Source organism: Chryseobacterium gambrini (assembly GCF_900156825.1).
GTDB lineage: Bacteria > Bacteroidota > Bacteroidia > Flavobacteriales > Weeksellaceae > Chryseobacterium > Chryseobacterium gambrini.
This window is the reverse complement of record NZ_FTOV01000010.1, coordinates 1-12,812: the sequence shown is the minus strand read 5'-3', so window position 1 is coordinate 12,812 and position 12,812 is coordinate 1. Positions and strand designations below refer to the sequence as shown.

Genomic DNA, 12,812 nt, shown 5'->3' with positions numbered 1-12,812 from the left:
AATGGTTTTTCATGCGGTCGGATTGATGTCCGGAACAAGTTTAGACGGACTGGATATCTGTTTTGCCAGATTTGAAAAACAGGATCAATGGACATTCCAAACACTGAAAGCAGAAACCCTTCCCTACTCTAAAAGCTGGGAAGAGAAGCTTAGAAACTCGATCCATCTTTCTGCGGAAGAACTGCTGGAACTGAATTCGGAATATGGTTTTTATTTAGGAAAATCTGTTAAAAACTTTATCGAAAAGCATCAGATAAAAACGGTTGATCTGATTGCTTCTCACGGTCACACGGTTTTTCATCAGCCTCAGAAAAAATTTACTTTACAGATCGGCGACGGAAGAGCAATCAATTTAGAAAATAATGTTCCTGTAATTTACGATTTCAGAAGTCAGGATGTTTTGATGGGCGGAAACGGCGCTCCGCTTGTCCCGATTGGCGACGAATTATTGTTTTCGGAATACGATGCCTGTCTTAATCTGGGTGGTTTTTCTAATATTTCCATGAGAATTCCTGACAGAAGAATTGCCTTCGATATTGCTCCGGTCAATATTATTCTGAATAAATTAGCTCAGAAATACAATAAAATTTTCGATGAAAACGGTGATTTAGCGAGAACAGGAAAAATTAATGAAGACTTACTGTCTAAATTAAATTCGCTGGATTTTTACAGCCAGTCTCATCCAAAATCATTGGGAATTGAATGGTGTAACAAAAATATCTTTCCGCTTTTTGAAAATATTGAGAATGCAGATGTAATGGCAACGTTTACAGAGCACGCTGCAGAACAGATTTCAAAAGTTTTCAATAATTACCAACTCAAACGAGTCCTTTTTACAGGTGGCGGAACTTATAATCAATATTTAACTGAAAAGTTAAAAGCCAAAACCAATGCTGAAATTATTATTCCTGAAAAAGAGATTATTGATTTCAAAGAGGCTTTAATATTTGCATTCATGGGAGTTTTAAGGTACAACAATGAAGTAAATGTTCTTTCTTCTGCGACGGGAAGTTCCCGTGACCACAGTTCGGGAATCATTGTTTAAAGCATAAAAAAACCTTCATTGCTGAAGGTTTTCGTTTATTTGTAAACTTCGATTTTATCGGTAAGTGTATTAATGAAATTCTGAAGAGGTTTTTCCACCATCATTTTGATAAACGGGTTGAATTTTCCTTCAAACAGCATCTGAACTTCGGTCTGGTTTTCGTTAAGAGGACTCAAAGCCGCTGTTAAAGAAAAATCTAAGCTTGAACTTGCAGACTTCAACACTGCTTTCTCATCTGTTACTTCATCAATTTTCAGAGCAATTTCCGGCATTCCCTGCAATCCGAATTTAAATCCATCTTCTCTCGTTTCAAATTTCTGAAGACCATCCGGCATGAAATCTTTGTAATTTTCTGGCGATTTCAGGATTTCTACCAAGTCTTTAGATGATTTATTAACAATAATCTTTCGTCCTTCTAAATTCATTTTTTATTTTTGTATTTAAATTCTTAATTCTTACAAATATATGTATAAAGTTTTTGTGAACGAAAAAAAATTATTGTTGTCTAAGCAATCTGAAAACTTAGAAAAAACGCTTGGATACGAAAACGTCACAAGCCTGGAAATCGCGTTGGATCTTCTGGAAAATACATCGGTGAAAGAATTGAATGTTTTCGGCGAGAATATCGATGAAATATGGGCAGAATTTCAAAAGCTTTTCAGAATTATCGAAGCAGCGGGAGGAATTGTAAATAATCCTGAAGGTGAAATTCTTTTCATTAAAAGACTGGGAAAATGGGATCTTCCGAAAGGCAAAATGGAAAAAGGAGAATCGCGTGAAGAGTCTGCAGTACGCGAAATTGAAGAGGAAACCGGACTTGCCCATGTGGAACTGGTACAGTTTATCAACACGACCTATCATATTTATGTCGAAAGAAACGGTGATAAAGTTTTGAAATGTACACATTGGTTTGAAATGAATTTCAACGGAGAAGATACTTCAAAACCTCAGATTGAAGAGGGAATTACGGAAGTTGCATGGAAAAATACTGCACAAATTGAAAGCGAAGTTTCCCCGAGTACATTTAAAAATATTAAGTTAATTATTAACGAGTTCTGGGAGAAAAAGGCATAAACCATTTTTTTTCAATATTTTGAGACCCATTAATTTTTAGTGGGTTATTAACGTTAGAATGCTTTCAGGTATTTTTTCAAGCCAGTTTCCAGCATCATTCGAAGATTTTTAATCATTACCTCTTCCCTTTTATCTTTTATTTAATTTTAAAGTAGTTTTTATATATTCTTTTCTACATCAGTAGATTTGTCTGAAAACAAGAATTTCTATTCATTTTTCTGTAATTTTCAAATAGTACCTCAAAAGTTCTTGTTTTAACTTGGGTCTTATTTAATAAAATTAACTTATAATCAAACCATTACATTTCATTGATTGCGTTAGGTTTCAGTTCAATGGTAATATTTCAAATCAAAATTGAGTTTAACCGAAATTTAATATGAGTTTTGGCTAAAGCCAATTGCTTTCTTAATTGTTAAAATGGAATAAAGCCCATTCTTATTGAATATTATTGTGTTGTTTTTACTTCGAAATTACTTCTATCTTACTATTTTTCATTAATAGCAAAAAAATCCAAAAAATGTAAAAAATTCTATATTTTGGAATTTTTAAAACAAGACATAATACGTAAATAATTTAAAATCAACACTTTAAACAACAAAGCATACCTGTTGATTATTAGTTAATATCTAAATAATCATCAGATATGAAAAATTCATTTTTTATTTATTGTTTCTCAGGAGTACTGATCTTTTCATCGAAGAAAAATTAGTATCAGGATAATGTTAACTCGAAAAAAAATAATTATGAAAAAAACGTATTCCTTTGTTGTACTATTGTTTACAGTATTATTTTTTAATGCTCAGAGTGGAAATATGGGTATAAATACACCTTCACCCACACACACTTTAGATATTAATGGTACGTTACGCGTTAGAAAAATCACCCAGACTGGTTCCTCTCAATCTGCAAAAGATTCCATTATGGTTTTTGATACAGATGGTGTAGTAAAATATGTATCGGCAAATGCTGTTGTTGCACAGGCTTCTGCAGGAAATGCTAAAATACTAACAAATAACACTTTATCCGGTAACGGAAGTACCGGAAACGAATTGAGAATTTCCCAGCAGGGAGCAACCATCGGACAAGTATTAACATGGAATGGTACAACCTGGATTCCTCAAGCCATTGCTCCTGCAAGTACCACCAATAGCATTTCCACCAGCGGAAATACTGTTACCTCAAATGTAAACGGAGTAATTTCAACCGCTCCTGTTGTTAATTCAAATACATTAAGTTTATCAGGTTCTGTCTTAACATCAAATGTAAATGGAGTTACTACAACACAAAATTTAAGTTCGTTACAAAACATAACTACCATCACGAATACACAAACTGCCGGAAAAACGATCGCAACTTATACCAATGAGAACAATGTGGTTACAGATATAAAAGAAACGATAACAAATCTTAATCAAAATGCGACAACGGGTGTCATCACTTATATAAAAGAAGATGCAACTACCGCTACGGCAAATGTGGTGAGTGCAAATTCCAATAATGTAATTTCTGTAGGAGCCGATGGCGGAGCTTACAAAGAACTAAAGGTTTTTGATGCTTATGATACAGCCGCTTCACAAACTATTACCAATGTTACTTCAACTTTATCTTTAGGAACCGGGAGAACAAATATTGGCGGGATATTTACGTTAGCTTCTAATACAGTTACGGTATCGGAAGCAGGTGTTTATCGGGTTAATTATTCTGTAGGAACTACTATACCCGCAGGAAGTAATGAATTCTCCAGCAGATTTTGGCTGGAAAATGGCGGAACAGAAATCGTCAATTCAAATATCATTATTCATGCTTACAATGGATCTAATAATTGTTCCGGCAGAAACTTTATTATACAATTAGCTGCAGGAAGCGCTTTGAGAATCAGAATGCAGAGAGTTGATGCAACGAATATGCAAACGATACCCAGTTGCACAGCTCTAAACATAGAAAAACTCAATTAGCAGGTTTTTCAGTGAATATCGATCGTATTATAGATAGATAAGCTATTTCTATTCTTCGGCTGGCTCAGAATGATCGTTAGATTAAACTTTGTTAATATTGCTATCAGATTCAGCCAGCCGAAGATACCATTTATAAAAGAAATAAGTTAAAAATGATAAATAAACGTGAATTAAAATTTCTCCTGTACCAGATTAAATTAAGGTAGAAATAATTCGTACTAAATATTTTTAAAATGATATTATAGGGAGTAAATACTAAATAAAATCAATCGCTTTCTCCAGTGAAATTCCTCTTGAGGCTTTTAATAAGATGTTTTCAGATTTTATTTTGTTTAAACCGAGATATTCTACTAACTCTGCTGTGTTTTCAAAAGATTTTGAAGAATTATTTACTGCTTTAAAATGCTTTCCAACGGTAATGATTTCGTTGAAACCCAAATCATGCGCTATTTTTAAAATATTTTGATGCTCTACCGTACTTTCTTCTCCCAATTCCAACATATCGCCTATAATAATCGTTTTTGAACCTTCAAAGGTGATGAAATTGTGCAAAGAAGCAGTCATTGAACTCGGATTGGCATTATAGGTATCCAAAACTAATGTTTTCCCTTCCTTCTTCACAATCTGGGAACGCATATTGGTGGGCGTATAATTTTCGATGGCATTTTTAATGTTCTCAAAATCAATTCCGAAGTGAAGACCTAAACTCGCCGCCGCGCAAAGGTTGGTGAAATTATATTCTCCGGTAAGCTTTGAAACTGCTTTCTGATCTTTATATTTGAGACCTACAAAGTTTTGTTCTGAAAATAATTCAAACTGATAATCTGAATTTTCTCTTCCGAAAGTAATTTTTGGTACATAATTTTCAGTTTTTTCCACCTGAATCGGATCATTTTCGTTAACAATGATCGTCTTTTTATGATCTTTAAGATAATCGTACAGCTCAGATTTTCCTTTAATTACTCCTTCGTATCCTCCGAAACCTTCCAGATGTGCCTTTCCGAAATTGGTAATATATCCGAAATCCGGCTGGGAAATGGAGCTTAAAAGAGCAATTTCCTTCTGGTGATTGGCTCCCATTTCAATGACTGCCATTTCGTGTTCCGGCTTAATGGAAAGAAGAGTTAAAGGAACTCCGATGTGATTATTAAGATTTCCGGAAGTATACTGTACATTAAATTTTTCGGAAAGAACAGCATGAATGATTTCTTTTGTAGTGGTTTTCCCGTTGCTTCCGGTTAAACCGATCACAGGAATCTGCAATTGTTTTCTGTGATAAATGGCAAGTTGCTGCAAAAACTCCAGTGTAGAATTGACGAAGAAAATATTTTTTTCTTTATTTTCAAATTCCTGCTGTTCAACAATCACGGCTAAAGCGCCATTTTCAACTGCCTGTTCAGCCAACGTTGCTGCATTGAAATTTTCTCCTGAAAAAGCAAAGAACATATCATTCTTTCCGACTTTTCGGCTGTCGATGGTAGCTTTTTCGGATTGTAAAAATAAAGGATAAAACTGTTCTATATTCATAGTTCAAAAATAAAAAAACCTTCCAGAATTCCGGAAGGTTTTTTGAAAATTATTTTGATAAATATTATCTTCTTGTTCTACCTTTTTCGTTGGCTCTCGCATCCTGAGCTACACGGAATCCAATCCATCCGTAAGCTTTATCCTGAGACTTGTATCTTCTTTGTCCCGGATCCAACCAGTATGCTGTATCCTGCCAAGAACCTCCTTTTACCACTCTTACATCGTTAGTAATAGCAGAAGTTCTTTCTTTTCTGTCTTTTTGCAGTACTACTCTACCCTGAGCATCTACAATAAATCTCGATTTCGGAGAATTGTACATGTCGTATGAGGTAGCAGAATCTGATGCAGTTCTGTAGTCTAAAGAAGACATTCTGTCACCATCTCTGTAGTTTCTGTAATCAGCAATTGTTTGTCTTTCATACTGACCCGGTAGGTTTCTGTATACCAATCTTCCGTCAGCTAAAGTATCGTATTTAATGCTGCTTTCGTCTACCATTTTGTAAGTTCCGTCACCGTTTCTTACGATAGCCTGCGGCATGCTTCCTCTGTAATAGTTGAAGTCACTGAAATCTTCATCGATGATAGGTCTGTAAACATCCGCAGTCCATTCTGCAACGTTTCCGTACATTCCGTAGATTCCTAAATCGTTAGAAGGGAATTGTCTTACATCTGAAGTTCTTGCAGAACCGTCATTTTTCCAACCTGCGATACCAGAGTAATCTCCTGTTCCCATTTTGAAGTTTTCAAGGAACATTCCTTTTTCTCTTCCTTTAGTACCTCTCAGTTTTTCAATTTCAGGCTTTTTGCCCATATACTGATTGTACTCTCTGTTTTTAGCCATACCTAAAGCTGCGTATTCCCACTCAACTTCTGTAGGAAGTCTGAATTTTGTTACCATTGCAGCGTTCGGAGCTCTGTTTGCAGCCAATAATCTTTGGTTAGTCGTTTTCAGACCTGTTTTCTGCTGCATTCTTTTTTCATTGATGTAACCTTGCATTTCAGGATCATTCGATTTGAATTTATCCATGTTGAATGCGGTTCCACCCTGGTTATTAGATTCGTTAATGTACAAATCTTTTGCAATGATACCAGCTTGCATTAAAGCTTTCTCGTTCGCTCTGTCTGACAACCATTCGCAGTATCTGTTTGCCTGAGTCCACGATACTCCTACTACAGGATAGTAATCGAATTCAGGAGCACGGAAATACGTCTCGTTGTAGTCATTTCTAGATAATTTGTTGTCCCACAATAAGGTATCCGGCAACGCACCGTTGTAGATTTCCTTAAAGCTTGGATCGCTTGGTGGGAATACATACTTCAACCATGTAAGGTATTCGCGGTATTCGTAGTTAGTAATTTCAGTTTCCCCGATGAAGAATGAACTTACCTGCATTCTGCGAGGCGAGTTATTCCAATCGTGCATAACATCATCTTTCACTAATCCCATTGTAAAAGTTCCACCTTCTACATATACCATTCCCGGCCAACCTTTTTGTTTTTGTTGCTTTCCTGCAAAAAACCAACCTTGTTTCTCGTTTGGTTTCCAACCTGTTTTGCTGACAAATTTTTTAGTACCGCCGCCATTATTAGATCCTCCGCAACTGGTTAATGCAAGTGTAGAACTTAATGCTATTAATGAAAACAACTTTAGTTTTTTCATAGTCGATATAAATATTTTCAAAGTACAAAGAAAAAATAAATTATTCAATAAATCAAGTAAAGAGTTGATTTTTTTGAAAAACGTTAACAAATTAATTTTATTGTATCACAATTTAATTATAAAATTTTCATTTATTTTGTAATTCAGAAATTTCAATAGTAAACATGAAACAAAAAATTTCTCTTTTATTTTTATTAAGCTTTGTATCAACACTTTGGGCTCAAAGAATCACTATCGAATGGGATGGTGCTAAAATTCGAGACTTTGGTGAGACAAAACTCAATCTCCCAAATTTTAAAAATCAGGGATTTTCATTCAGCCAAAATAACATTTTTATAACAACTAAACAACAAGTTGGCGAAAACCAGTTAAAAGTTTCTAATCCTGTCTGGGAAAATGTTTCTGCAAAGGAATTATTTTCATTAAGTAAGGATCTTATTACGGATCAGGAGATCAAAGATGTGGTTTATTATAATGCCGACGGAGCAAGATATGCAAGCGCAAATGTATCTCTTTTCAAAAATGTAAAGGGACAGATCCAGAGGCTATCGTCTTTTGAACTATCAGAAACTAATGTTTCCAACAGTTTTGGAAATACTTTAAAACTGGGGACTACAAACAATCCTTTATCATCAGGAACTTTTTACAAAATAAGAGTTGATAAATCCGGAATATTTAAAATAACCAGACAGTTTTTGCAGGATAACGGCATCAATCCTTCTTCTGTAAATCCTAAAAACTTCAGAATTTACGGAAACGGCGGAATCATGCTTCCGGAAAACAATCAGGACGCAAGATACAGTGCGCTTCAGGAAAATGCTATTCAGGTAGTGGGAGAAGACGACGGTGTATGGAATGATAATGACTATGCTTTGTTCTATGCACAGGGTCCGAACGGATACAATTTATATAATAACTCGAACGGAAACGGAATTAAAAGAACAGAATCCAGAACATATCCGAGTGAAAACCTGAAAAATATTTATGAAGATTATTCGTATTACTTCATCAATTTCGATAAAGGTCCCGGAAAAAGAGTTCAGCCGGTAGATGTTAATTTACCTGCTACTCCGCTTATCACAAGATTTGATAATTATCAGGTAATTAATGTAGACCAGAAAAACCTGATGAGAGTGGGAAGAACATGGGTGGAAGATGCTCCTTTTGTAACAGACAAAACGATTACCTTTACGACTGCTTCTCCCCTTCAGACAGGCGATGAGGTTCGGTATAAAGCACAGGTAATTGGCTATAAGTCTCAAAAAAACAAATTGCTTTATAATATCAATAATCAAAATCCGATTCCTTTTACGGTTCCTACTCCGGATCTGAGTTCAACGTATGAATTTTATCCTATGAATTATTCGGGTGTTGTATCCGGTTTAAGCGGAACTCAGATTACCATTAACATGAAACCTGATATTACCCTGAATCCGAACGGAACTTTCTACCCGGATTATTTTGAGGTACAGTATAAAGATAATTTAAGCTTCAACGGTACTCAGATGAGTTTCCGTGATTTTTCTCTGGTTACCGGAAGCAATACCACTTATGGTTTCAGTCTTTCCAACGCTTCTGCGGCAGAGCAGATCTGGGACGTTACAGATATTACCAATGCCAACAGAAGAGTAAATAAAGCCGCAGGAAGTGCATCATTTAATTTTGCCTACACAGCATCTAATCTGAACTTCAATAATGAATTTGTAGCTTTCAGAGCGGATGCGGCATTCAGTCCTTCATTTGTTGGAAGAATCAACAATCAGAACATTTCAGCGTTACAGAATGTAGATTATTTAATTATCACGACTCCTGAAATGTTGGGACAGGCACAAAGAATTGCCAACTATCACCAGACCAAAAACAATTATAATGTACAGGTGGTAGATACGGAAAAAATCTATAATGAATTCGGAAGCGGCAGTAGAGATCTTACGGCGATCAGAGATTTTGTAACGAAGCTGAATACTCCACTTGGAACATTGAAATATGTATTTATTTTGGGAGATACCTCATTTGATTACAAAAACAGGGTTCAGAATAATACGAATGTTGTATCCAGCTATCAGAGTGAAATTTCTCAGGATGTGATAAGATCATTCGTTACTGATGATTATATTGTGATGACGAAACCACAGACTGTAAGCTACATCGATTTTAATCTTCCGGATCTTCCTGTGGGCAGAATTCCGGCTGCCAATGCGACGGAAGCTTCCAATATGATTGATAAGACTCTAGCTTATTATAACAGTTTATCCGGTCAGTCTACACCTTTCGGGGAATGGAAAATGAAGCTGGATTTTGTTGTGGATGATGATAATGACGGAGGTCCCCCTTTTCATACCGTAATGAACAATTCTCTGGCAACGGTTTTTGAACAAAACAATACGACTTTAAAAGAGTATAACGTAAGAAAACTTTACCTTGATGCTTTTCAGGCGCAAAGTACAGCGGGAGGACAAAGATATCCTCAGGTAAACCAGGCGATCTCCAATGATATCGGAAACAGCCTTTATCTTTTCTATTTCGGACACGGAGGAATCAACGGATGGGCGCAGGAAAGAGTTTTAACATTATCTGAAATTCAGAATGCGAATAATTTCTCTAATGTGTATAGCAGATTTCCGTTTGTATCGACAATTACCTGCGAGTTCACACTTTGGGATGATCCTGACGTTTCTTCCGCAGGAGAACAGTTTATGAAGCTTAAGCAGGGAGGTCCTGCAACAATGATTACTTCAAGCCGTGCAATCGACGTAGGTTATGGGGTAGATTTCACCAACCTTTTCACGCAAAATATCTTTAAACTTACCAACGATGATTTCGATACTTTAGGATATGCCCATTTGAATGCAAAAAAACAGAGAGGAGCTTCTTCAGAACATTTAAAGGTTAATTTACTAGGAGATCCTGCGATGAAACTGACCAGACCGAAAAGATTACTAGTCATTGACAATATTGAAACTCCGGTTCCAGGATTGATCAGAGGTCTTGATTTTGTGAAAGTAAAAGGACACATCAATAATCCGAACGGAACGGTAAATACAACGTTTAACGGAAGAGTGGTCATTAATATTTTTGATAAAAGATTAAACAAAACCACTTTGAATAACGACGGAGGATTAACGCCGGTTCTTCAGTACACCGAGGAAGGAAGTGCGATCGTAAAAGCTTCCGGAACCGCTGTAAACGGAGTTTTCACTGTAGAATTTTATGTTCCGAAAGATATCAATTACGCAGTGGGAACAGGCAGAATTTTAGGATACGCAGATAATAAATCTTCTGATGTATTCAACAACCAGCCGGTTCAGGTGGGAGATATCAATCCGAACGGAATTAATGACAACGAACCGCCAAAAGTAAAATTGTATATGAACAATACCAACTTCGCAGACGGCGGTATCACAGACCAGAATCCGATGTTACTGGCGTGTGTTACAGACGATACAGGAATTAATTCTACAGGTTCTGGTATTGGTCATGATATTACAGTATATTTGGACGGACAAATTATCAATACAATTGTACTGAATGATTTTTATGCTTCAGGTGAAGGAAACGGATGTTTAAGCCCGAGTTTGGCAGATTATCAGAAAGGAAATGTAACGTATCCTTTCAGAAATCTTGCAGTGGGACAACATCAGTTAACATTTAAAGTTTGGGACATAAACAATAATTCTACAACTGCTACGTTAAATTTTGAAGTTAAGGATGAAGTAGATCAGCATTTGGTAATCAACCGACCTCTGAACTGGCCGAATCCGTTTACGAACAAAACGTATGTTCAGTTTGAGCATAATTGCGACGATATTCTGGATGTAAACGTTCAGATTTATACAATTACAGGAAAATTGGTAAGAACTTTATCACAGCCTGTGGTTGCAGAACCCTTCCTACAGGGCTTTAGAACGCCACGTCAGGCAATAGAATGGGACGGAAGAGACGATTTTGGGGCAACAGTAGCAAAAGGTACGTATATTTTTAAGATATTTGCAAAAAGTCAAAATCAAGAAAAATGCAAAGGAAGTGCTACAGCTGTAGAAAAAATGGTACTTTTGAAATAAATTTAAAACGATAACAGTAATAATATTAACAAAAAACTGATAATATATAAAAGACAACATATGAATTTAACTACTAAACTGCTTTTAGGAATTGGGTTAAGTGCTGGTTTTTTAGGCTATTCTCAAGATTTAAGTCTAGTAAGACCTGTATTAACCGGAGCTCCTTTCTTAAGAATCGCACCAGATGCAAGAGCTGGAGGTATGGGAGATCAGGGTGTGGTAACCTCTCCGGATGCTTTTTCACAATTCTGGAATGCAGCGAAATATCCTTTCAGCAGATCGAGTTCTTCCGTCGGGCTAAACTACACGCCTTACATGGGAAAACTTACCAATGATGTGTTTTTATTATACGGAGCCTTCCACAAATTCTTAGGGCAGGAAGAAAGATCTACCATTTCTGCAAGTATTTATTACTTCAATATGGGAGAAGTAGACCTTACTCAGTTAGTAGGAAACGAAGTAACTTCAATGGGAACCTCAAAACCAAACGAATTTTCCATCGACGTAGCTTATGGTCTTAAACTATCCGATTCATATTCAATGGCGGTTACCGGAAGATACATCCGTTCAGACTTAGCCGGAGGATTCAACACAGATACAACGCTTAAACCGGCAAACTCTTTTGCAGTAGATGTTTCAGGATACTATACATCTCCAAGATTCTCGAGTTTAGGAGGAATGGACGGAAAAATCAATGCAGGTTTTGCTGTTCAGAACTTAGGTCCGAAGCTGGATTATACAGGAAACGAAGATTCAAGATCTTATCTTCCTACTATGGCAAGACTGGGACTTGGCTACGATATGTATCTTGATGATATGAACAGAGTGGGAATCAGCGTGGAAGGATCAAAAATCTTAGTTCCAGGTTCGGAATATGCAGGAATAGATCCGAACACGAGACAGCCGATCTATCAGGTTCCAAACGTAGGTGTAATGGCGGGAATCGGAAAATCTTTCAAAAACAAAAATTCCATCATGTATAGTGGTGCATTAGAATATTCTTATGACAATGCATTCTCTGTAAGAACAGGATATTTCCATGAAAGTGAAGAACAGGGAGCAAGACAGTTTGCAACTGCGGGTATCGGATTAAAATACCGTTCTTTCGGTCTGGACGTTTCTTACCTGATCAATATGTCTAAAATTAATACCGCTTTGGATAACACCCTTCGTTTCGGACTTACATGGAACATCGGTGATGAAACCTCAAACGTAGATAATTAAAATCTGAAACATACCATACAAAAGTCTCATAATTTATGGGACTTTTTTGTTTTTAGAACTCTACTTCTTTTTCAGGAGCTTTTTCGTGCTATCCGCTCATACTCCTCGCTCCTGCGCCCGCCAATTTCAATCCCTCCCCTTTCCCATTTCTGCTGTGGGGTAACCGCTGCTATGGTAAGTTTGCATTAAACAAAACAGATTGATAACTTAGTTAAAAATATTAACCAGAAGAGCAAAAGCAGCAGGATAAAGACAGACGCTCGAAT

General features: G+C 36.4%; 8 protein-coding genes. 5 read left to right on the top strand and 3 right to left on the bottom strand.

Annotated features, from left to right (window positions below; translation table 11 throughout):
* Position 1 precedes the first annotated feature (1 nt).
* Positions 2 to 1,045 carry an anhydro-N-acetylmuramic acid kinase gene (locus BW951_RS16070; protein ID WP_076394732.1) on the top strand — a complete coding sequence of 348 codons (1,044 nt, stop codon included), beginning with the start codon at positions 2 to 4 and terminating at the stop codon, positions 1,043 to 1,045.
* Positions 1,046 to 1,080: 35 nt separating this feature from the next.
* Here BW951_RS16070 and BW951_RS16065 read toward each other — a convergent pair whose 3' ends face one another.
* A complete protein-coding gene (locus BW951_RS16065) occupies positions 1,081 to 1,470 on the bottom strand; it encodes an orotate phosphoribosyltransferase (RefSeq protein ID WP_076394730.1) in 390 nt (129 codons plus the stop codon).
* 40 nt (positions 1,471 to 1,510) lie between these two features.
* Between BW951_RS16065 and BW951_RS16060 the strand changes: the two genes are divergently transcribed.
* Both BW951_RS16060 and BW951_RS16055 read left to right on the top strand, forming a co-directional pair.
* Entirely contained in the window at positions 1,511 to 2,119 is a 609-nt protein-coding gene (locus tag BW951_RS16060; RefSeq protein WP_076394728.1) for an NUDIX hydrolase, read from the top strand.
* Positions 2,120 to 2,862: 743 nt separating this feature from the next.
* Complete coding sequence (locus BW951_RS16055) at positions 2,863 to 4,074, top strand: hypothetical protein (RefSeq protein ID WP_139326184.1); 1,212 nt, start codon at positions 2,863 to 2,865, stop codon at positions 4,072 to 4,074.
* Positions 4,075 to 4,329: 255 nt separating this feature from the next.
* On the opposite strand, the gene BW951_RS16050 is transcribed toward BW951_RS16055, so the two are convergent.
* Both BW951_RS16050 and gldJ read right to left on the bottom strand, forming a co-directional pair.
* Entirely contained in the window at positions 4,330 to 5,601 is a 1,272-nt protein-coding gene (locus BW951_RS16050) for a UDP-N-acetylmuramoyl-tripeptide--D-alanyl-D-alanine ligase (protein ID WP_076394724.1), read from the bottom strand.
* Positions 5,602 to 5,665: 64 nt separating this feature from the next.
* Positions 5,666 to 7,261, bottom strand: a complete 1,596-nt coding sequence (gene gldJ, locus BW951_RS16045) for a gliding motility lipoprotein GldJ (protein WP_076394722.1) — start codon at positions 7,259 to 7,261, stop codon at positions 5,666 to 5,668.
* 164 nt (positions 7,262 to 7,425) lie between these two features.
* Between gldJ and porU the strand changes: the two genes are divergently transcribed.
* On the top strand, positions 7,426 to 11,322 hold the full coding sequence (porU, locus tag BW951_RS16040) for a type IX secretion system sortase PorU (RefSeq protein WP_076394720.1): 3,897 nt from the start codon (positions 7,426 to 7,428) through the stop codon (positions 11,320 to 11,322).
* 60 nt (positions 11,323 to 11,382) lie between these two features.
* Positions 11,383 to 12,546, top strand: a complete 1,164-nt coding sequence (porV, locus tag BW951_RS16035; RefSeq protein WP_076394718.1) for a type IX secretion system outer membrane channel protein PorV — start codon at positions 11,383 to 11,385, stop codon at positions 12,544 to 12,546.
* Positions 12,547 to 12,812: the final 266 nt, after the last annotated feature.